At 60.9% G+C, this 23,703-nt stretch carries 9 protein-coding genes; 1 reads left to right on the top strand and 8 read right to left on the bottom strand.

Annotation, left to right across the window (positions count from 1 at the left end; all coding sequences use genetic code 11):
* Window positions 1-14: 14 nt before the first annotated feature.
* Genes ACFOW7_RS01005 through ACFOW7_RS00995 form a run of 3 tightly spaced genes read right to left on the bottom strand, consistent with a single transcriptional unit; the run spans window position 15 to window position 1,946 of the window.
* Window positions 15-404: a hypothetical protein gene (locus ACFOW7_RS01005; protein ID WP_378160087.1), complete on the bottom strand. Its 390-nt coding sequence runs from the start codon at window positions 402-404 to the stop codon at window positions 15-17.
* A gap of 4 nt (window positions 405-408) precedes the next feature.
* Window positions 409-972: a hypothetical protein gene (locus ACFOW7_RS01000; protein WP_378160085.1), complete on the bottom strand. Its 564-nt coding sequence runs from the start codon at window positions 970-972 to the stop codon at window positions 409-411.
* A gap of 41 nt (window positions 973-1,013) precedes the next feature.
* Window positions 1,014-1,946, bottom strand: coding sequence for an IS5 family transposase (locus tag ACFOW7_RS00995; RefSeq protein WP_378160083.1), 933 nt, complete (start codon window positions 1,944-1,946; stop codon window positions 1,014-1,016).
* A 213-nt stretch (window positions 1,947-2,159) separates the two neighbouring features.
* On the opposite strand from ACFOW7_RS00995, the gene nfi reads away from it, so the two are divergent.
* Entirely contained in the window at window positions 2,160-2,831 is a 672-nt protein-coding gene (gene nfi, locus ACFOW7_RS00990; protein ID WP_378160081.1) for a deoxyribonuclease V, read from the top strand.
* Here the strand turns inward: nfi and ACFOW7_RS00985 are convergent.
* The 5 genes from ACFOW7_RS00985 to ACFOW7_RS00965 form a co-directional block, all read right to left on the bottom strand.
* Window positions 2,817-3,248, bottom strand: coding sequence for a toxin-antitoxin system YwqK family antitoxin (locus ACFOW7_RS00985; RefSeq protein WP_378160079.1), 432 nt, complete (start codon window positions 3,246-3,248; stop codon window positions 2,817-2,819). The genes nfi and ACFOW7_RS00985 overlap by 15 nt on opposite strands.
* A complete protein-coding gene (locus tag ACFOW7_RS00980) occupies window positions 3,245-3,928 on the bottom strand; it encodes a YwqJ-related putative deaminase (RefSeq protein WP_378160077.1) in 684 nt (227 codons plus the stop codon). Before ACFOW7_RS00980 ends, ACFOW7_RS00985 begins: the two co-directional genes overlap by 4 nt.
* Before the next feature lie 140 nt (window positions 3,929-4,068).
* Window positions 4,069-5,649, bottom strand: coding sequence for a hypothetical protein (locus ACFOW7_RS22020; protein WP_449252208.1), 1,581 nt, complete (start codon window positions 5,647-5,649; stop codon window positions 4,069-4,071).
* Between the two features lie 1,557 nt (window positions 5,650-7,206).
* Window positions 7,207-7,656 (bottom strand): SMI1/KNR4 family protein, encoded by a 450-nt coding sequence (locus tag ACFOW7_RS00970; RefSeq protein WP_378160072.1) that lies wholly within the window; start codon window positions 7,654-7,656, stop codon window positions 7,207-7,209.
* A 13-nt stretch (window positions 7,657-7,669) separates the two neighbouring features.
* Complete coding sequence (locus tag ACFOW7_RS00965; RefSeq protein WP_378160069.1) at window positions 7,670-22,957, bottom strand: deaminase domain-containing protein; 15,288 nt, start codon at window positions 22,955-22,957, stop codon at window positions 7,670-7,672.
* Window positions 22,958-23,703: the final 746 nt, after the last annotated feature.

Here is a 23,703-nt window from a genome sequence, read left to right as displayed (position 1 = left end):
ACACGAGATTAAGGTCAACCTTCCCCGAAAATACTCCTTTCAATTTCCAACAAGTCTATTGAATCAGCACTAGGCATTTTCCATTTGCGCTTCCGAAGATCTCCCAAAAAATCCTCAGGCAAAGAAACATTGTAAAATTCAACATAATATGCAAGATCAGCAGGCCACATCCACTTGCCATCTGTCAGTGCATGCGCCACCCCACTAAGCTTTCCTGTTGAATCCAAAACATCAACTCCGACACCAGGCGCAGCCGCATAAAGTACCCCCTCTTTAAGATAGGCCAACAGCTCTGTTTTTTCTGCTGCGTAGTTTCCTTTCTCAACGGCCTCCTTCAGCGAGGGACCATCTCTTAGCCCATGCTTTAATTCACGAAAATACCCTACCAGCTTAACCTTATCCATGCATTTACTCCCATGGTCTTTTTGGAAAGAAAGAAACCCATTCGCCAGTATTAAAGTATTGGGTTTCACCAACACTTAATCTTCCACTTGGGTGGATCCATACAGTATCTGTAGGCGCCAAAACCTCGACATTCATTTTGTTAGCGAAATTTTGTGCCGCCACCGCATCACATGCACCTGTATTGCAAGAAATCAAGCGAATGGACCCTCCATTATAACCTGAACTCTTTACATAGTTCGCGAGTGTCCTTTGATTCAAAAAAAGCCAACTTTTTTGAAGTTGCGGAGCAGAGGCATCAAGCAGCCATGCAAAGCCATCCTTTTGCCCATGCACAATTACATCTGTATAACCAGGGATTGGCTTAATCAAAGCGCCGGCCTTTAATAGGGGATCATTAAGACTCGCAAGTAATGGCGCAAGGGGAAATGCATCATCTGGAGCATTTCGACCAAGCATCTTATATGATGCAACAGTTTGAGCCGATAATGCTCGATACCCAGAAAAAGCTTCATTGGTTATTTCTGCATCAAACACAATCGGGGAACGTGCATTGTGGCTTTGTTGCATAACCCAATCTGAGGTCGAGAGCCCCCTTTCCCAGACGGAATTCAGGTGTGAGCCACCGTGGTGGGCATGCCGAGCAGCACGAAACGATTCAAGATCGCACAGCGAACGTGGATTTCGGCGACCTGCCGTTCGGGGAGTCTGGCCAGCAGTCGCTCGCCAAGCCGCTTGAAGCGATGCATCGTGGTTTCCACGAGACTGCGCCGATGGTAGCCGCTCCAGCGCTTCCAGATCGCGCGCCCCAAGCGGTTGATCGCGGCCAGCTTGTCGTTGCGATGAGCTGCCCAGTCGGTCTGATCCCGCCAAGGCTGAGCATCTCGGCGAGGCGGAACCAGCAGTTCGGCGCCCCACGCCTGGACGACGCGATAGACCCGACGGGTGTCATAAGCCCCGTCGCCCCCCACGCTGGCGAGCACGGTCTCGGGGCACAGTTGCGACAAGAGCTCCTCAACCTGTGGGCCATCCGCCTGACGCTGGTCGGTCACCTCAACCGCTTGAATTTCCTGCGTATCGGCATTGACGGCCAGATGCACTTTGCGCCAGCCGCGTCGGTACTCCGGCCCGTGTTGCTTGACCTTCCATTCGCCCTCACCGTGAATCTTGATGCCGGTGCTGTCCACCAGCAGATGCAGCGGCTCGGCACGACGTCGCACCGGAATCTGTACCGCCAGCTTGCCCTGCCGCCGGCTGACCGTGCTGTAACACGGCACCGACCACGCCAGATTCATCATGCGCACCAGGCTGCACGTGAGCCCGCGGACTTGGCGCAGTCCCTGCTGGAACAGCACCTTCAACGTCAGCATGATTTGAATGGCTTGATCGCGGTAGCGCGTCGGGGCGCCCGCCTGACCTGGACGCTCATTGCTATGCCAGGCAAGGTCCGGCGAAAACCAGATCGTGACATCGCCCCTCGCTTGCAGGCTTCGGTTGTAGGCGGACCAATTCGTCGTGCGGTAGCGGGGCTTGGATGGCTTCATGCTGCTAGCTTACAACCGGCTTCAACCCTGGAGTCGGGGGGTTATGCAACAAGGCCCAAGATCAGCAATCAGGAAAAACTCTGAAAGTTTATGCGTATTTTTAAATCACACCACTAGGACAGAGGTAGAACGCACCTAGAACAGACCGCAAACGGAGATAGAACAGGGTAGACCGGCGCGGGTGGTATTCTTCAATGCAGGAGGTGGTAGGATATGGAGCAAGTTGTTTTCCACGATTGGAAACTGAGCGAAGCAGAAGCCCTTGAGCTTCAGTGTCAATTCGCTGGTCGTGTAGAACGCACTGATCGGATCGATTACGTGAATACGGTAGCTGGCGTGGACGTAGCCTACGACGAGCAAAGTAACCGGCTGGTTGCTGCTGCCGTCGTGCTGAATGCCACATCGCTTACCATCATCGAGCAGGCTATTGCGGAGGACGTCGCTCAGTTCCCCTACATTCCGGGGCTATTTTCATTCAGGGAATTGCCGCCAATCGCCAAGGCGTTGAGTCAATTGAAATGCAAGCCGGACCTAATCATCTGCGATGGGCAGGGCATCGCTCATCCGAGACGCTTCGGCTTGGCGTGCCATGTCGGCATATTGTTCGACGTCCCTACCATTGGCTGCGGCAAGACTCTGCTGCGGGGAGCCCATGAGACGGTAGGAACAATAAGGGGCGACTATGCGCCCCTTATTGATGATAGAGAAATTATCGGTCGAGCCCTGCGAACTCAAGATGGCATCAAACCGGTTTATGTTTCAACAGGCCACCGAGTTTCCTTGCCAACGGCCTGTACATGGATACTGGCGTTATGCACCAAATATCGCTTACCAGAAACCACGAGGCACGCTGATCAACTGGTAAAGTCGCTACTCAAGCGATGAAACATTCCAACCCTTCTCCCTTCTTTTCTGAAGCAAGGAGAAATTGGCTGAACTTGGCGAAATTATAAATTCCCCAACCAATTCTCCATCATCACTCCAAGCCTTTGACTCAATTTTTACACCATATTCATAGTTGGCTATTAGCTTAATAGCTCCCGAAGCAAACCAGTGCCGCTCCTCACCATGCTTTACACCATTGATGCAGGAAATTTCGTACTCCAACTGCCCGCTCTCGTACCACTTCCTTTTCAGGCCATGCGGAAGCCCATTTCTATATTCAGTTTCATATTCGACACCGTGCCCATTGGGGAATGGATCAAATCCAAAACCAGTGAACGGTTTCCCATTGTGAATAACCAATTCACCATCTGCTTCCAGGAAATCCTCCTGAATTCGTTCGCAACTCTTTTCAATCATTGCCCATACCTCAGCGATGCAGGGAAGTACTGAACCCCATCTGTTAAAAACTCACAATGAGGACATCGAGGAACGGGTGTTCCCCACTTCGCTGGGGACCCTCTCTGCCCAGCGTTGATTGTATACAGAAGGAAGTCCGAAATATCAGCACTGGGGCGCGCCAAGAAGGCATCATTCAGAGCATGAATTTCTGCATGCGTACCTGCCCCGTGCGTTTTGATGTAGGGAATTTCCTGTGCAATTGACATGCGATCCGCCAATACAGGAACCATATTGTCCGGTAACTCACCAACGCCCTTATTCAGGCCATAGTATATTTGGCCGGTTTTGCTATCCATTACGCCAGCCAGAACAGGTCCCACCTCATTCCTGATTCGATTGTTACTCATCCCTTGTGTAAGTCGAACATACTCATCTGCGACCGCGCCACGCAGATTTATCCTTTGATGCAACAGCTGTGCCGCCGGGCTCGCATTCTTGGTGGCCATCGAATTAAGGGCGGCTATTTCACTTGTTACTGCACTGTCTGGTACTACCCTACCGACAGAGGAATAACGTATGGCGCTATAGGCTGTCCCCCCCGTTACAGCGCCACCTACCGCATATCCAATGCCTCTGTAGTTTCCTGCCCCAACATCTGACACCAGAGCCAGCCCTTGAACAGGCGGCAACAGCCCCATATAGAACTCAGTCGCTGAAACCTCACCGTTCAATATCCCCTGAGTATATCTCGACAAAGGCTGGCTAGGCTCCGGCGCCTGATAGGGAAGCCCAATCGCATCACTTACGGTCGACGAATATAAATACAAGCTAGATTTCGCTAGATATTTATACCCATCCACTGCATGGAGCGCCAGGTTCCAAGTAGCCGGATAGCTTCAAGCGCACCTCTTCCAAAATCCACTGCCCCCTTCACTCTGGGATTCATCAACAACGACTCATAAGGCGTCATTGCACGGATACTGCCCTCAAAATGATAAGGCATCTCCACCCGGGCATTAAAATAGCCTACCGTTCCATTACTCCACTGCCTGGAAAGATAGTCGTGCTCTCCACTGCTGATCGAGACGCCGTCTAACGTAAAGTCCTCGTATTGGTTACCTGCTCCCCATCCTGCGGCCCGCCTATAGGCGGTCGGTTTGCCGTTGTAGTCGGTTACCCCATACAAGCCCAGCATTAATGCATTGGCCTGCGTCGGGGCCAGATCACGGCCTTGCTGGCTAGCGGCATTGATACGTGAGGCATTGAGTCCATCGACTAACGCGTGAACCCTGGCGTCGCGATTAATGCCCGACTGCTCAATCTCTTTCAGTTGCCGAGCAATCGCTGCCAGCTCAGGATTGACGGCGCCCGGCGCCTGGGTTCCCACTTGATAAGCCCGGCTCTTCCCGGCCACCTCATTGCCCAGCGTCTCGCCAAAGGCATTGCCCACCAACGACACCCAATCCAACCGCCCTTCCCCATGCGTTGCGATCTGGGCCACGCGGTTGACCAGGCCATTGGCGAGCTGATGGGTGAAGTTGGCGGTGAGATGATGGTCTCGTGCCAGGAGCGAGCCGGGCGTCGTCTGGGTACCGAAGAGGTTATTCCCGACCCACTTGTTGATCGGCTCGGCAATGGCCGCGGCTGCGACATTGCGCCAACTGAAGTGGCCCAGCCCCGTCAGCGACAGCAGGCCATCGGTTACCGCCCCGGTAATTGCGCCGGTAGCTACATCCTGGAAGAACTCCGGCGCATTGGGCAGCAGCTTGGCACCGATGGAGCCACTCTCGCCCACGGCTTGACCAATCCCAGCCGTCACCGCTTTACGCAGGGCCGCCTGACCCACGGCCTGCCAGGAGAAGCGCTCCTGCGTACCGATCGCCATATTGCCGGCCTGGTTGACGATGGAACCCATCGCCCCACCTGCTGCCGCCCCGACGATCGCTGCACCCGTCGTTCCCAGGAAGGTGTTCTGCAAGAGACCACCCACCCATTGCCCGGTGTACGCCGCAATCACCGCCGACACCACCATAATGATCGCCTGACCATAGCCCCCACAGGGCTTGGCCGGCTTAGGTGGAGGCGGGGGCGCCGGGAGCGCTGGGCTGGTCTCGCCCAGCACTTCGCTGGCCGAGTGCGGCGTAAACACTGAGGCGTCGTTGGCGGCGTTCAATACCCGTGGCAGCTTCAGCATCGTGCCGGCGGTGATTGCGTCCTCGGCCTCATGCAGGCCGTTCTCTTCGCCGATCAGATACCACAGGCGGCCATCGCCCCACACCATCTGGGCAATGCGCCGCAGCGTGTCGCCCTGCTGGGCGATATAGCTGCTCTGCGTGGTCGCGTGTCGGCTGGGGTCCTGGATGGCGCTGTAGTGCAGATCGACACTGCTGCCCGTGAACGCATTGCCCGAGACTGCCACCCGGCACCACCGGCGTAGAGATACTGGCTCTTCGCCAGCCCTTCTTCCTTACTCAGCACCCGGCCATCGGCATCGTTGATGAAGTAGCGCGGCGCCCCGGCCCCGGGCAAGGCACCCTGGATCCTGACCACATTGCCAAAGGCATCGTACTCGGTGGTGGTCTGCGCCGGACCGCCGAGGGTACTGCCCACGTGGGTCGCTTCGCGCCAGCTATCAAAACCTTGGTAGGTAAAGGTATGGGTTTGCCGTGAGGCATCGGTGCCGCCATCGACCTGATAGCTCGTCAGCCGATCGAGCACATAGGTATAGCGGGTCGCAGACTCCTCCCCAGCCTTTACATAGATCGAGCCCGGGTTGACGGTCCCGTCCTCATGACGGCTGAGCGTGGGCCGATCCGACCGAATCTCCGCCCCGCCCTGACGGTTCAGTTGGAACACCACCCGGTCCTCGGCGTCGTACCAGCTAAAGCCGATCATCCGTCGCGCCACGCTGCCGTCGGCACGGTACTGCACCGTCTCTTCCTGCATGGACCGGCCCAGGCTGTCGTACAGCCGTCGGTTAACCGAGCGCTCGCCGCGCTCCAGCCCCGATTCGATCAGCCGCCCCAGGCCATCGTACTGGTAGACCGTTTTCTGGCCGCTGCTGTCCGTCACGGTCTTGCGACGCATCCCGCTGCCGTCGTAGGTGATCTCGGCAGGGGTCACACCGATGCCATGGCTGCCCACCCGTCCATCGATCACCTGCCGACCGGTGTCAAACCTCACCTGTTGGCCCGCTGCTCGGCGCAGCGCCATCTCGGGTCCCAGTTCATCCCAGCGGTCGCGCTTGTCGGTCGCCCGGATCACCGTTCGGCTCACACCGTTCTGCGTGACCGACCGAAGCGTGCCGGCCTCCACCGTCTCCCGACCCCAACCGTCGTAGTCGTACCACGACGCCTGACCGGTCCAGCCATGGTTCTCCCGCTCCATCGCAAAGATGGCCCGGCGGTTGGCGCGCGCATCGTACAGATACTGCACCGCCATCGTCGGACCGCTGACCAGTTCCACCCGACCCAGCGCGTCGTAGCGCGTGGCCTGTTCCGACTGGACCTGCACCAGCTTGCCGTCCAGGCCCGACTGGTCCCGCTGTTCGAGCCGTTCACGGATGGCCCGACCCAGCGCGTCATAGCGGGTGCGGCTGGTCTTTTGCAGCTTGCCGTCCTGCTCCTGCACCTCGACCCGCCAGCCCGCTTCGTGGTAGCGGTAGACCTGCACCGCCGTGGGCTTGCCGTGCTGGTCAATGCTGTGCTGCGTCAGCTCGCCCGCACCGTTGTACTCATAACGATGTTGACGACCACCCAGGTCCACGGCCCCCCTGAGCTTCTGCGTCCCGGCGTAGTAGGACCAGGTCTGCGTCACCACCGTCGGCAGGTTGTTGATACCGCTGACCTTGTCGAGCTTCTGGACGGGCTTGAGCGCCGCACCGTCGCGCCCACGTAGGTCAGCCGCTCGCCGCTGCCCAGCCTCGGCTAATAACCTTGTGGTTGGCAGTTAAGAAAACATTTGCGTTGACTCCATTTTATTCTTGGAAGAACGCCCCTTTGTAATGGGCTATTGCTTTATCAATATGCTGAGTAAACGATTCAGAAATCATTATGAAATTTCCCTCACCATCATCCACCCTATATACGGGCGGATTTTCTTCTTCACCACATAAAAAGTAGCAATACTGGTAGCCTTGATATGCTGAGAAGACAAACGCATTCTCGGGAATGCGAAAATCCATATTCTCCTCGGCAAGCATTTCATTAAGCTCATCTTTCAATGTTTTTATGGCGGGATAGAAAAAATCAGCATCTCGCTCAAACAAGCCTGCACTCTTTCCGCATTCTTTTAAAAAACTGCGATAAGCAGCAGGTAGCCTAACGCCTTGCGCCCTCTCAACTTCTAATATCTCCTCATTCGAGAGCCCAACTATGGCACGCTCTTCATTTAACCCAGCAGCAATTATTTTCTCAGCAAAAACCATAACTCAACTCCATTTAGAATCTGGGCTTACTTTGATATGGCCCCGACTCGACTATAATTTTTACATTCGGAAACATTCGATCAAACTGGCTAATTACGCCAGCGCACGAATAACACACATTCAATTCCGAGCCCAAGCGAATTTTGCCATCAACATTGGTCACGATCGGCAATCTCTCTGGGTTGTACTTATTCGCCAGCGTCTCCAACAACTTAACTTCAGTGTCAAATGCCCTATCCCAGTCAATAACCTTTGTGGTAAAAATTCGCTCACCTGGAATTCCAACTGTACCCTCGGGTGATTGCATACCACTAAGAGCGTATATTTTCCCTGTATCGCCATTGATCTGAAAATCAGAAAACGCAAAATTCTGTTGCATTCTTCGGTTGGATGTAAACCCAAGGGAAATTCTTTCGATCAGTAGTTCCTCCACTGTTGAGTGAATGGCAAAATTACTAGATGCGTTCCCTACTCGTGTCGCAGCAATGTTATCCAAGATTCGCGATCGCATAGCTGCTTGTGATGCAGAGACACGGATTGGAACTTCTCCGTTTGGAACCTGATGGGAAGTAGACTTAATCAGCCCTCTCTCAGCAATAAGCGCCTGCTCCAGCGTCATCTTACGCAGCGCCTGCTGATAAGCTCCCAGGGTAGCCGAATAATCCGTTACCGACTTCCCCTCAGCAGTCCACGTCTTGATTCTTGCTGGCGCCGCTCTCGCTCCATATCCCAGCCGGCGCTCAATTTCCTTCAGCTCATATTCGGCATTCGCTACCTGATGCAGACCCGGGACGAAGGCCATCCCCACCAACCCGTCAGCCCCCGCAACATCCCACAGATCCGCGATCGTATTGAACCGCTGTGCCGCCACCTCATTGCGGGACACCTCAAAGCCCGGCCGGCGCGTGGTGAGCTGTCGCAGTAACCCCGGCGCTATCGCACCTTTGTTAGCGAGCAGGATTCTTTCTCCAGGCTCCGGCTCCACGGGATTTTCCAACATCCCGACCATCGCCTGAAGCATCTCGTCAGCACGGCTGGCACCTGGGTTGGTCGCAATCCGCGTGTTGGCGTCAAGCTCGACAAAACCAACGGTCCGGTTCGTCGCTCCCAGCGCCTGGGCCATAAAGCTGTCTCGCAAGGCTTCTTCAGCGTCCAGCTCCGCTTCGCTGCGATAGGCGTAGCGAGGCATGGCCGGGACTTGATACGCCCGGCTCTTCCCGACCACCTCATTGCCCAGCGTTTCGCCAAAGGCATTGCCCACCAACGACACCCAATCCAACCGCCCTTCCCCATGCGTCGCGATCTGGGCCACGCGGTTGACCAGGCCATTGGCGAGCTGATGGGTGAAGTTGGCGGTGAGATGATGGTCTCGTGCCAGGAGCGAGCCGGGCGTCGTCTGGGTACCGAAGAGGTTATTCCCGACCCACTTGTTGATCGGCTCGGCAATGGCCGCGGCTGCGACATTGCGCCAACTGAAGTGGCCCAGCCCCGTCAGCGACAGCAGGCCATCGGTTACCGCCCCGGTAATTGCGCCGGTAGCTACATCCTGGAAGAACTCCGGCGCATTGGGCAGCAGCTTGGCACCGATGGAGCCACTCTCGCCCACGGCTTGACCAATCCCAGCCGTCACCGCTTTACGCAGTGCCGCCTGACCCACGGCCTGCCAGGAGAAGCGCTCCTGCGTACCGATCGCCATATTGCCGGCCTGGTTGACGATGGAACCCATCGCCCCACCTGCTGCCGCCCCGACGATCGCTGCACCCGTCGTCCCGAGGAAGGTGTTCTGCAAGAGACCACCCACCCATTGCCCGGTGTACGCCGCAATCACCGCCGACACCACCATAATGATCGCCTGACCATAGCCCCCACAGGGCTTGGCCGGCTTAGGTGGAGGCGGGGGCGCCGGGAGCGCTGGGCTGGTCTCGCCCAGCACTTCGCTGGCCGAGTGCGGCGTAAACACTGAGGCGTCGTTGGCGGCGTTCAATACCCGAGGCAGCTTCAGCATCGTGCCGGCGGTGATTGCGTCCTCGGCCTCATGCAGGCCGTTCTCTTCGCCGATCAGATACCACAGGCGGCCATCGCCCCACACCATCTGGGCAATGCGCCGCAGCGTGTCGCCCTGCTGGGCGATATAGCTGCTCTGCGTGGTCGCGTTTCTGCTGGGGTCCTGGATGGCGCTGTAGTGCAGATCGACACTGCTGCCCGTGAACGCATTGCCCGAGACCGCCACCCGGGCACCACCGGCGTAGAGATACTGGCTCTTCGCCAGCCCTTCTTCCTTACTCAGCACCCGGCCATCGGCATCGTTGATGAAGTAGCGCGGCGCCCCGGCCCCGGGCAAGGCACCCTGGATCCTGACCACATTGCCAAAGGCATCGTACTCGGTGGTGGTCTGCGCCGGACCGCCGAGGGTACTGCCCACGTGGGTCGCTTCGCGCCAGCTATCAAAACCCTGGTAGGTAAAGGTATGGGTTTGCCGTGAGGCATCGGTGCCGCCATCGACCTGATAGCTCGTCAGCCGATCGAGCACATAGGTATAGCGGGTCGCAGACTCCTCCCCAGCCTTTACATAGATCGAGCCCGGGTTGACGGTCCCGTCCTCATGACGGCTGAGCGTGGGCCGATCCGACCGAATCTCCGCCCCGCCCTGACGGTTCAGTTGGAACACCACCCGGTCCTCGGCGTCGTACCAGCTAAAGCCGATCATCCGTCGCGCCACGCTGCCGTCGGCACGGTACTGCACCGTCTCTTCCTGCATGGACCGGCCCAGGCTGTCGTACAGCCGTCGGTTAACCGAGCGCTCGCCGCGCTCCAGCCCCGATTCGATCAGCCGGCCCAGACCATCGTACTGGTAGACCGTCTTCTGGCCGCTGCTGTCCGTGACCGTCTTGCGACGCATCCCGCTGCCGTCGTAGGTGATCTCGGCGGGTGCCACACCGATGCCATGGCTGCCCACTCGTCCATCGATCACCTGCCGACCGGCGTCAAACCTCACCTGCTGGCCTGCCACGCGGCGCAGCGCCATCTCGGGCCCCAGCTCATCCCAGCGGTCGCGCTTGTCGGTCGCCCGGATCACCGTTCGGCTCACACCGTTCTGCGTGACCGACCGAAGCGTGCCGGCCTCCACCGTCTCACGGCCCCAACCGTCGTAGTCGTACCACGACGCCTGACCGGTCCAGCCATGGTTCTCCCGCTCCATCGCAAAGATGGCCCGGCGGTTGGCGCGCGCATCGTACAGATACTGCACCGCCATCGTCGGACCGCTGACCAGTTCCACCCGACCCAGCGCGTCGTAGCGCGTGGCCTGTTCCGACTGGACCTGCACCAGCTTGCCGTCCAGGCCCGACTGGTCCCGCTGTTCGAGCCGTTCACGGATGGCCCGACCCAGCGCGTCATAGCGGGTGCGGCTGGTCTTTTGCAGCTTGCCGTCCTGCTCCTGCACTTCGACCCGCCAGCCCGCTTCGTGGTAGCGGTAGACCTGCACCGCCGTGGGCTTGCCGTGCTGGTCAATGCTGTGCTGCGTCAGCTCGCCCGCACCGTTGTACTCGTAACGATGTTGACGACCACCCAGGTCCACGGCCCCCCTGAGCTTCTGCGTCCCGGCATAGTAGGACCAGGTCTGCGTCACCACAGCCGGCAGGTTGTTGATACCGCTGACCTTGTCGAGCTTCTGGACGGGCTTGAGCGCCGCACCGTCGCGCTTCACCTCGAAGGTTCGCTCTTCGACCTTATTGCCCAGCGCGTCGTAGTCGTACTGGTGCATGGTGCCAAACAGCGGGACTTCATTGCCCCAGAATCCATCTGGCTTGAGTGAAGGACCACGACGACGCTGGCTCTGCACCACCTGACCCCGCGTGTCATACCAGGTGTAGCTCGCCTGGGTGTCGCCGGTCAGTGTCCACACCCCTTGAGGTGACGCGGCATTGGAAATCAGCGACTCCTCGCCACGCATCTCCACCACGCGACGGCCCTGGGTGTCGTAGGTGTAACGGGTGAAGCTGCGGGTGCGTGGCGCACTGGTGCCCGGCGGCAGGCTGGCTTGATTGACCAGCCCTTCGCGCAGAATCTCGATCAACTGGTCGTTCTGGTTGTAGACATACTCCGTCTCCGCCATGCCACTGTCGGTCTTCTCGCGCACCAGCCGGCCGAACAGGTCGTAGTCCCACTCGCGCACTTCGTTCTCCCGACCTTCCACATATTCCCGCTCCTTGTGGCCGTAGAAGTCGTACTGGGTGATCACGACCGGTTGATCGTCCCGCCGCTGCGCGACCAGATCGCCGTGGGCGTTGTAGTCAAAGCGGGTCAATGCCGCCTGCTGACGGTAGATACCTTGTGCATCGACAAAGCCCGCTTCCGGCCCGCGCTCCAGCATCACTTTGCTCAGCCGGTTGTAGCGCCATTCGCTGCGCTGATTGAGCGCATTCACGGTCGCCACCCGGTTGCCCCAGCGGTCGTATTGCGTCCGCTGCTCCGGCAGCACGAGCTGGTTGCGCACCATCGCGTTGTCCACGCTCGTGACACGAACCCCACCCGGCACGGCCGCATCGCGCGCCACCTGCCAACTGCTCCAGCCACTTGCGATGGCCTGAATCTGCGCATCGCTCAGCCCAGCCTCCAGCGCAAAGCCGGCCGGCAGGCCGATCAACTGCACCTCGACAGGGGTGGTGCCGATCTGGAGCTGATCCAGACTCAGCGAGGTATGGCGCTGCCCATTGACCAGCGGCCCGCCGCGTGGAGCGATCACCTTCCAATTACCGGGAGTCCCCACGCGCAGCCAGATTTGCCGACCATCCGCCAGTTCCGTCGGATAGTTGAGACGGACCTCCTGCACGGCAGGGGCGCCATTGGCCTCGACGATTTGCAGACCTTCGGTTTCCCACTGAGCGGTGCCCAGGAAGATCGCCTCAAGCAGCACATCGTCGAACTTGCGCGTCGAGTTCTCGATAAACGTGCGTGACCACTCGCCCGTCGGCCGATCGATGGGTTCGGACAGAGGCAATTCGTAGCGCAACTGGTGATTAGGCCCGTATTTGAGAATCAACTTGCCCGTCAGCCGATAGCGGCCGGAGACATCATCGATGGGCAGACCAAAATCCAGCTTCACATAGATCGAGCGACCACCGGTCGGCGGCGTGCCTGTGCCCGGCTCGTTGCGGTAATTGGTCGATACTGCCGCCACCACCACGGTCGGGGCTGTAGACGATGCCGTCAGATTGACCGACTCGATCTCGCCATGGCTCGACTTGACCAGCAACGGATCGACCCGGTCGGTAAAGGCCGGACCAGTCTCGACAATGCGGCGGCCCAGCTTGTCGTAGCGGGCGTAGGCGCGGCGATAGTCCTGGCTTGCCTCACCGGGCGTGCGCAGCAGATTGCGCAACCGGTCCTGGTCGCGCGCCAGCAGATCGCCCTGGCTCAGGCGGTCCAGATCGCTGCCAGCCAGACGACTGCCATCGGGCATCTGACCGGTAGCAGGTCGGGTGCCGGTCAACCGGGCAGTTTCCCAACCTGCCCGGTTGTAGAACATCAGTTGAGTGGTCCCATTCTCCGACTGGCGCCACAAGCGGCCGGCATCGTCGTAGTCGTAGCGGCCGACTTCGGTGTATTGCAGCGCAGCCTCGCCTTCTTTGCGCTCACCGACTTGCTTGAGGACGATTTCCCCGAAGGCGTTGTACCTGACCCGATTTTCCACCTCGCGCCAGGTCGCAGGCTTTGTCGTCGACTCGGCCGTCGGCTCGCTACGTATGCCGGTGTTTGGATCGTCCGGTTTCGGCGGCTGAATCGGCGTCGGTGTCGGCGTCGGTGATGGAGTCGGAGTAGGTGTCGGCTCCGGCGTGGGAGTCGGTGTTGGGGTCGGAGTTGGCGTAGGCGTCGGTGTCGGAATGGGGGTAGGCGTCGGCGACTGAGGCTCCACGGCCTTGCTTACCGGCGACATCACCAGTTCCTTGGTCGCCAGGCGGCGGCCGACCTTGTCGTATTCGAACAGCCGAACGGCGTGATTGGCCTTGGCGCTGCCTTCACCGACCGACCAGACCAGCGACACCTCGCCCGATACCCGGCCCATGGCGTCGTAGGTGTAGCCCGTCACCTGGGTCGGCACGACCTGGCCCGACTTCAGGTTCTTGGGCAGGCCATCGGTGCCGACCAGCACACCCGCCAGTCCACCGCCAGGTCCGGAATCGTCGAGCACGCTCCAATTGGTGACCGCGCTATAGAACAACTGGCCCCAGCGGTCGTATTCGCGCTGCTCGACCCGGCGGTCGGTGCTCAAGGCCAGTCTGCTGATGTCGAGCTGCTGTTCGAGCGTGGCAATATCCACCCGCGCCAACACCCGCTCGGCCTCGAGGATCGTCGCTTTGCCGGTCAGGCCGACCAACCACGACTCAGACCAGGCCGTGTTATGGCGGATCGTCTCCACCTGATTGCCATGCGGGTCATAGCGGTGGCTGGCCAGGGTATAGGTGCGTCCTCCACCGAACTCGCCACTGGCCTGAAGGGTGTAACGCACCCGGCCCAGCGCATCGTAATACTTGAAGGTCCGGTTGCCCCGGCCGTCGACGCTCAGGATTTCGTTATCGGCCGCATCGAACAGCCGGCGAACGGTGGAAGTCCCGATCTGCTCATCGCCCTGACTGCGTTCGGCAATCTGGCGGTTGAAGCCGTCGAAGTCATAGTCGACCCGCCGGCTGGGCGAGCCACCGTCGCCATGCCGGCCGGCCACCTGGGCCAGCAGGCTGGTGAAATCCGGTCGTTGCAGGCCGTTCTGCGGATCGTCCCACGACGCCACCCCGCCATCGAGCGGCGCGGCGAACTGCACCTCGCTCTGCAAGCGGCCGCTTTCGTCGTAATACCAGGCAGTGAGATAGCCTTCCGCATCCACCTGACCGATCTTGCGACCGGCCTGGTCGTAGTAATAGTGGGTATCGGCCGTCCGGATCGTCTCGCCCCGGTCATCCGACACCGAATCGAGTGAAATCGACTGCCGCAGCAACAGGCCACGACGGTCGTAGGTATTGGTGGTCAGCCGGCCGACGGCCGTCTCCAGCACGCCACGCGGCTCGCCATCGCGCAGATGGAATTGCACCACCCGCGGCTCGGCGACGGTGGCGACCCGACCGAACAGGTCATAGGTATAGATCAGGCTGCGTGCCGCCCGTTTGCCACTGCCGAACCAGTTGACCAGCGCATCGAGCGTGGGCGTGGTGGCCGAAGGCGGGGTTTCACCGTTGACGGGCTTAGGATCGGCCACCAGGGGCTCCGCATAGCGATGCTGCTCGGTCCGATTGCCGAATGCATCGTAGCGGTATTCGGTCACAAAGCCGGCTGCGTCGATTTCAAAGCGGACCCGGCCCAGGCGGTCATACAGCTTCTGCGACAGATTGGCGGCTTGATCGCGGAACCCCACCGCGCGGCCCAGAGTATCGAAATGGGTGATGGTCGACAGCGTGCTGCGCACCGGGTCGGCGTCCTCGCCGCGACCGAACAGCCATTCGAGTCGGTTGCCGCTTTGGGCGATCTGGGCAAAGCGGTCCGTATAGTCGTTGCTGGCGCTATAGCGGTTGCCTTCCCGACGGACCTCGATCTGGCGGCCTGCACCGTCATAGTTGAAGCGGGTCAGCCGCGCATACGGGTCGAGCGCCGCCGACACGCCCGGCTGCAACTCCAGACCTTCGAGCAGCGAGCGCACATGGCCGGCGCCGTCGTAGCGGTAGCGCTTGTGGACCCGGATCGACTCCTCTTTCATCCTGCCGTAGCCGCCCTCGCCTTCGCGCGGGTTGAGCAGCGGCCGCTGGGTCACGGCCTTTTCTTCGGGCGCGAACTCGACGGTCAGGCGGCCAGCGCTGTCGTACTCGAAATCGCTGCGGCCATTGCGGCTGTTGCGGCTCCACAGCTTCTGGCCGAGCGAGCCATAGCCGAATCGCTCGACCTTGACCTGCTCGGTGCTGAGTACCGTGGCGTTCTCGTCCTCGAGCCGGAATTGCTCGGCCAGATAGAAAGCCTCCACCGCCTCCCGCTGCCCGCTCAACTGGGCCACCAGCCGGCCGGCCCGGTCGAAGATACTGCGCGTGGTCAAACCAAGCCCAGCGGTGGCCGGGTCAGCGGTGAACCACTTCCCAAGCTCGCCATCGAGCTTGCTGCGCAGGGTCTCCGGGTCGATTCCCGCCGGGTCGAGCCGAGGTTGCAACTTCAGGTGGAAGACTTCGTAGACCAGCCGTCGCAGATCGAAATGGGCGGCGGCAAATTCCTCCAGTCCGGCATCGATCGGCAGCCGCACCACCTCGCCGCTGTTGGCGCGATAGACCAGCTCGCTCTGTTCCCACTCGGGCACATACCAGAAACCGCCACCGCTGGCTCGGCCCTGGGTCGCTTCCAGTGTCAGGGTGCCGTAGGAGAACGTCAGCGGGGTCCGTACATTGCTGACCGGCTGCTTGACCACCTCGGCATGGAACTCATCGCGCAGCGCCTGCCAGCGCTGTTGGGCGGTACGGCCATTAGGAAAATAATAGGAAAATCGAGTGCCAATTCTGTCGGACAAATTATCGGCAAAGGAAATATTATTGCCAGCTATCCGCTCCAGCGAGGCAAAGCGGTCGAATTCATGCGCCTTGCCCGCGCCATCGATCCAGACCCAGGTCTGCTCGTCGATGCGACGCACGGTGGTGAACAGCACGCTGCGGCCGTCCAGCTCGAAGCGGATGTCACGCTGCTCGCCTGCCTTGTCCAGGCTCACCAGCTGCTGCTCCCACGATTCGCCCAACGCCATCAGCTGCTGCCGGCTGTCGTCGTCCGTGAGATAGGCTTCCAGCGCCACGCCCCATTCCTGGCTGACGAATTCCCGCCAGAAGCGATGGGCACCCAAGGTCTCGGCAAGCCTCAGGCTGTCGCCCAGCGAATAGCTGTTGGCGTCGCCATCGGGCTGGTAGACATAGCGATGCGTGCTCTTGTCGCCACGCCCTGCCCGCTCGAAGCGCAATACCCCCTTCCCCAGGCGCCACTCGCGTTTCACCGGTGGCAGGTCCACGGCCTCCTTGGCTGCCTCGAACTGCTGACGCAGCGCCTGCCAGGCCTTCTGGGCTTCGGGCCAGGCGGCGGAGTTGGTATCGAGGTTTCCCTCGCACAGCAGACCGAGTTGCTCGGCCACCGGAATCATCAGTTCGGTATGCCGCAGCAACAGCGCTGCCACCGGCTGATGTCGGTCGAGCACCCGGGTGCGGCCGGTCTGGTCGATAAAACTCAGCGTGTCGCGGCTGTCGACGCGGAAGGTGAACAGCTCGTGCAGCACGCCCTGCTTATCGGGGCTGACCCATTTGATCTGGCTGCCGACCAGGCCGGTCAGATTGGTGAACAGTGAGGCATAGGTGCGCTGCAAGCCCTGCAATACCTGCTGTGCCTCGTCGATCGTGCCGTTACGCAGCGGCAGCACCCGGTATTGGTAGGGCTCGGCCAGACCAAGGGCTTCCTGGACGGCCTCGGCCATGGCCGGCCCGACCCGGCGCACCAGGGTCTGGAACAGCTCGTTCGCATCGGCATAGCGGCGCAGACCGCCCAGCTCGGTCATGCCCGGGTCCAGAATCCGATAGGTCATGGTGCCATCGAATTCATCGCGCGCTCGCTGCACGCTGACCCGTTCGCCACGGCGGCCATAGAGCGTCACGGTGTTGTCGGGACCGAGCAATACCGTAAAGCCGCCCCACTGGCGTTTGCTGGCGGGACGCTGGCGTGTCTCGCTGATCCGGCTCAGATCGTCGTAAACCGTCTCGGTAACGACGCCGCTTGGCTCGGCCCGCTCGATCTCCCGGCCGGCCTTGTCATAGCGATAGTGCGTCAGCCCGCCTTCGCCATCGGCCCGTACCTCGACTTCGCCGAAGTAGTTGTAGCGCGTGCTGGTAGTCGAATGACGGCGATTGGGCTGATTGGCGTAGTAGACATCGGTCATGATCACCCGGCCCTGCGGGTCGCGCAGATAGCCGATGGCCTTGTCCTTGTCGTCGAACTCACGTTTCTGCTCGATATTGCGCCGCAACTCGTCGCCGATATCGCTGAAAGACTCGGTATAGCGCCAGACGCGGTGGATTTCGCGGTTGAGCAGGCCATGGTTCTGCAAGCCGCCTTCACCGCCCATCATGGTCAGGTATTCCCGCTCGATCACGCCGCCTTCGGCATCGACGCTCAGAATCAGCTTGCCGTCGGCGTCGTAGACGAAACGGTCGATGGCGTCATGGCGGTCGTCTTTGAGCTGGGAGAGCTTGACCAGAAAATCGATCCGTTCCTGCTCGGTATCGAGAATCGGCTGCTCACCGATCCGCTGCCCATAGCGCCGCGTCATCAGCACCCGGCCTTCGGCGTCGTAGACCGTCTCGCTGACTTCGCCATTGCCGTTGATCTCATGGGTTTTGCGGCCCAGCGCGTCATAGACGTACTGGGTGCGCTCGGTGGCGTTGTCGCGCAGCAGATGAACGAGTTTGGCCACGACACGCTGTTCGGCGTCGTAGCGGTATTCGATATCGATCACGACTTCCTGCTTGCCGTCGCCGACCTGTTCGCGCACACGCCGGCCAGCGGCGTCGAACTCGTAGCTGCTCACCCGGGGCGTTGCGCTGTTGGCGCCTTCGATCACCTGGATCTTGTTGCCCATGCCGTCATAGCGGTATTCGGTACGCAGCTTGAGGCCATCGGGATCGACCACCACCGCAGCCACCCGGCCGCTGGCGTCGTATTCGGTCTCGGTCACGGTCTGGTCGGCGCCGACTTCCCGCACCACCCGGCCCAGGCCGTCATGGAGGCGGAAGGTTTGACGCGATTTGTCCGCAGTCAACGCAAGCGTGCTGTGGCGGCGACGATTGCCGCTGTCGTACTGGTAGCTGGTGGTGCGTGCCAGCTCAGGATGGGTGGCGCTATCGAGCAGGAAATGCTGGCTATAGGTGCGGGCGCTGACCGTATCGGTCTCCGCCGTCAGCCGACCCTGGGCGTCGTATTGGCGCAGCCGGGCCGAATAGAAGCGGGTATTGCGCCGATCAAGCCCTTCTTGCACGGCACCGGGGTCTTGCTGATCGAGCCAGCGGTAATTCGCCTCGTCGCCCGCCCAGTTGTCGAGGAATTCCCCCGTCGCGACCGGGCCGCTCTGGGGAAGCTGGCGAACGGCCTTTTCCTCCAGCACCATCCGTCCATTGAGATCGTAGTGATAGTAGGTCTCGCCGCCTTTTTCGCTGTGGAAGACCTGTTCGCCATACAGATTGAATTCGCTGCGCGACCTCACGCCAGCGGGCGATATGATGCTGAGCGCCCAACCCGGGCCAGTCTGCACGCCCCAGCTTTCGTACTGATAGTGGGTGACATTGCCCAGCCGGTCGGTTTTCTGTTCAAGCCGCGAGAAAGCGTCGTATTGGAACGCCGTATCCTCGAATTTCAGCTCGACCTGGCCGGTCGGCCTATTGTCCGGCCCGGCGGCCGTGACCTTGAGCACCCGGGTACCGACCCGGGTCAGGATTTCGCGGCCCAGCGCATCGTACTGATGCTCGACCAGCGAGGTCGCGATCGGCGTCTTGTCGGGCCTTTCCCCTTCGCCGTGGGTTTCACGGATCAGTCGGCCGAAGGCATCGTAGTCCTTGACCACCAGCCGCTTTGCCGGCACGGCGCCCGAATCCCTGGGCGCCGGCAGCACTTCGCTGCTGGTCTGACGCACCCCATCGGCGGTCAGCGTGCGCTTGAACTCGATATGCTGGGTCAGCGCCGTGATTGCCGCGCCGGTCCTGGGGTCGGTACCGGCCTTACGCACTTCCTGCGTCTGCTCGGTCAGCTCGGCAAACGCGTTGTCGTAGACGAAGGTGGTCACGAAGCCACGCCCGTCTTCCTGTCGGATACGCTCGCCCCGGGCGTTGTAGTCGTAGCGCATCACCACGTCGTCGGGACGCTGATAGGCAGCAAGCGGCCCGTTCGGCGCCAGAAGGGCCGGGTCGAGCACACTGCCCGTCAGCGAGTCCAGCAGCGCGGCCGGCAAGGGCTTGGCGTAGCTGCGGGTTTCCTTCAACTGGCCCAGGGCGTTGTAACGGTTGGTCGCCAAGGCGCCATCCGGCCCCACGGTAGCCAGCACCCGGCCGGCTTCGTCGTAGAAGATGCGGCTGCGCTGGACAGTGTCCGGATGGGCCGGATCGATATTCCAGCTGGCGATCTGCCGTCCGGCCGAGTCGTACTCGAAGAAACGGCCCGAACGGCGCCAGATGGCCTCGCGCGCCGCTTCATCGCTCGTCTTCGCCAGCGCCTTTACCGCCTCACCCGACAGCTCGGCCAGCACCCGGCCCAGGCTGTCGCGCCGTTGCAGCACCAGCCGGGTCGTGTCATCCGACCAGTCGCCCAGCGCACCGGCCGACTCGCTGTCGCCGTCTTGCACCAGCGTCGCTTTGAGTGCCACCTGTCCCAGCCGGTCGTAACCGTACCGGGTCACCAGCGAGGCATGGACGCCCGGCTGGCGCTCACGCTGCTCCACCACCTGACCGATGCGGTTATAGAAATAGCGCGTCTCAAGGTTCTGATCGCCCAGCCGGCGCAGCGAATCGAGCGGGACGACCGAGGAGGCAGGACGCTGTTCTGCCGGACGGCTGTAGCGCATCTCGCGGATCCGGTTGCCGGCCAGGTCATAGCTGAATTCGGTCACGAACTGTGCCGCATCGACCTTGGCCACCACCCGTCCCAGCGTGTCGTAGACCGTATGGGTGTGCTGGTCCTGCGCATCATCGGCCGGTGTCAGTTGCGCCAGCGTGGCGTAGTGGGCGCTGTCGCTCAGTGCCAGCGCCGAGCGCCTGGCATGGCGGACCTGATGCCACAGCCGGCCGGCGCCGTCGTATTCATAGCGGGTCAGATAGCCGTCGCGGTCGAGTTCGCCGACCAGCAGGCCATCGCCATCATAGAAACGGCGGCTGAAGCGCTGGCTGCCCGTGCTCGGCAGCCTCAGCATTTCCGCGTCGAGATCGAGCTCGGGGATTGCCGCCAGCCGGGTCTCGTAAGTGGTTTCCCTGACCAGCCGTCCTGCGCCGTCGTAATAGAGCGAAGTCAGATAGCCCAGGGCATCGATACGATGGCCGACCCGGCCGGCACGGTCGTAGAGCAAGTGGGTAGTGGTGTCGTCCTGATGGGCTGCGGGACGAATCGTCGAGAGCGCCGGCAGACGGAGCGGACTTGCCTTGAGTGCTGCCTCCACACTGGCCAGCGGTGCCCGCGTGGCGTAGCGGATAGTCTGCGCCAACTGGCCGCGCCGGTTATAGCGGTATTCGGTCAGCGCGCCGCTGCCGTCGAGTTCGCCGATCCGCCGACCGGCCGCATCGTAGAAGCTAAAGACGCGGCTGCGCTGGTCAGCCGTGCCGGTCTCGCGATAGACCACCCGGCCGGCCGCATCGTATTGCACCTGTTCGGCTTGCTCGACCGCCTTGAGCTGCCGATCTGCCCCGTCTGTCTGAAGACGCGAGGCGCCATCGGGCAACACCATCTCCGCGAGCTTGCCGCCGCGCACCCGCCCGGTCAGCTGACCTTCCCGGTCATAGGTTTCGACCTCGACCGTTACCCCGGCAATCCGCCGCTCGATCCGGTTTCCGGCCAGGTCGTACGCGATCTGGGTCGTGGTCTGCTCGGCATCGGTGCTCGAAGTGAGCCGCCACAGGCCGTCGTAGCTATAGCTGGTAAGGGCACCGTTGGCGTCGGTCCTGTTGAGCAGTTGCCCTGCCGCATCGTAGTGGTAGAGCGTGGCGGTGCTGAGCGGATTGCCCTCGGGATCGGTGCCGCTGCGTACGCTGCGCTTCAATTGGCCGCGTACATCGTACTGGTACTGCTCGACCGTCAGCGGGCTGGGCCGAGGAAGACCCACGAGGACACCGGCCACCCACTGCTCCAGCATCGTCAGCGTCAGTGCCGCGTCGGGTGCCAGCAGATGGACAGGCGGTTGCTGATCATAACGCTGCTGCCGTACCCGCAGCCCGTCCTGGTCGTATTGATATTCCGTCACCCGGCCGGCATCGCTGAGCACAAAGCGCAGATTGCGCTGGCTGTCGTAGACATAGCGGGTGGTTTCGCTGGTCAGCACCTTGCCGCCGCTGACCGTTTCGCGCAGCAGCAGATTGTCTTGGCTGTAGCTGCGCTCGATCCGGTTGCCCGCGCTGTCCGACTGCTCGGTGATATTGCCGTGGGCGTCGTAGAGGTAGCGCGTCACCAGTCCGTTCTGATCGATCGACTTAAGCCGGCCCTGCTCGTCGTACTGATAGACGATCTTCTGCGCCGAGCCATCGACGGCCGGTCCCGTCACCTCGGTCAACCGTTGCTCGGCGTCGTAGCAGTAGGTGGTACGGGCATCGAGCGGGTCGATCATCACGGTCTTGCCCGACTCATAGATGAACTGGGTCACCCGACCCAGCGCATCGGTGATCCGCTCGACCTGCGACTGTTCGCGCGTCTGGCCCTGATAGGCGATGGTGAGCGCGCTGCCGTCGCTCTGGCTGATATGGGTAAGCCGATCGAGGCTGTCGTACCGGTAGGTCGTCACATAGACGCCGGCCTGGCCTGGCTCGGGCACGATCTGGTCGGACGGGTCCAGATCGACCAGCACCTGATGGAGCCGGCCATCCTGGTAGCGGTAATGGGTACGGGTCAGCTTCTGCTCGCCGCTTTGCTCATCGTAGTAGCGCACCGACTCGCTGCTGAGCCGCTCGCCGTCGTACAGATAGTCCAGCCCGTACTCGAGCCGCTCCACGCCCTCGATCTGCTCGTACGCCTCGACCTTGCTGAGATGGCGGCCATCGTAGTGGTAGTGGACGCGCTGTCCGGTCGGGGTACGGCTCTCGATCAACCGGAACTGCTGGCCCGAGCCATCATCGGGGTCGACGGCATACACCTCTTCCAGCCCGCTGCTGCCTTCGCGCCAGATCCACTGTCCGCGCGCCGCATCATGATGCAGCGTGTCGTCGGCATCGCTCCCCTCGCGGCTCAGATACCTGCCATCGTCCTGGATCTCGAAGCGCTGCCGGCTGCCATCACCGGTGCGACGCCAGACCGACCTGTCGGGCCCGAAACGCAGAAAGCGCTCATCGGCCAGCGACCAGCCGCCCGCCAGCGTTCCCTGGCTGTCGTAGGTGCGCAGCACGCTCTGGCTGCCGGCGCGGCCCTGGACGATCTCGTCCTGACGCTGCACCACCAGCTTGCCGCTGGCGGCGTTGACGTAGACGTGCTCGCGTCCGCGTCCATGCTGGGCAGCCCCAGGACCGCCCACGATATGACCTTCAAACAAGCCAGTACCCTGGCCAATAGCAATGGCTACCATATTTTTATTCCTAAAATAATGTGCAATCAGACTGCAAGGATTGGTGCTTTGATCAAGAGAAAAGGAATTAATTTCCCTGTACTACTGGCAGACCTCAGCAAGTAGGCCGCCAGTCGGCACACAGAAAGGGGCTGCGGAAAACAGGGGACGCCCGGCCGCCGAATCGGCGGCCGCGTGCAAAGACCCATACCGGACGCAATACGAGGAAAGAGACACACCAGACTGCATAGAACTGCTGTTTCACCTTGGGATAAGTCGCCGATCAGGTCGGCATGAAAGCGGCTATCGAAGGGGCATTGCGCCCCGATGGCAGCGTGACGAGCAAGTCGCCCTCTACCCAATAGGTCGTCAGCAGGCCATCAGCAGTTTAGGGTGACAATAAAATTTCGGCCCATCTTCACTACAAGTTTTTGTTTCTATTGGTGGGTTGGCCACACACAGAAGCACCGGTCGATGGTGGAAATGCCCTGTCCGATGCAGCCGCCTCAACCACCAGCGAAGGAACAGGGACAGACAGGCGAACTGTCCCGCACCATCACTCGGAACCAAGGGAGAGGCCGTGGCGCTTCTCCTTGAAACTGGCGTCTACCTTCACCCCTCCCTCAAGCCACAGGCGATAGTCCGCCTTCGCGTCACCAAGACAGCACAGCGACCGCTTTGCAGCCCAGGTTGATGAGACGCCGTACGGGAGGCAAACAGGGAGAGGATGGCAGCTAGCGCATTTCCATTTGAATCGGGGTCGCCGC

The organism is Chitinimonas lacunae (assembly GCF_042650885.1).
GTDB classification, from domain to species: domain Bacteria; phylum Pseudomonadota; class Gammaproteobacteria; order Burkholderiales; family Chitinimonadaceae; genus Chitinimonas_A; species Chitinimonas_A lacunae.
The sequence above is the reverse complement of the archived record's forward strand: the minus strand, read 5'-3'. Positions and strand labels throughout refer to the sequence as shown.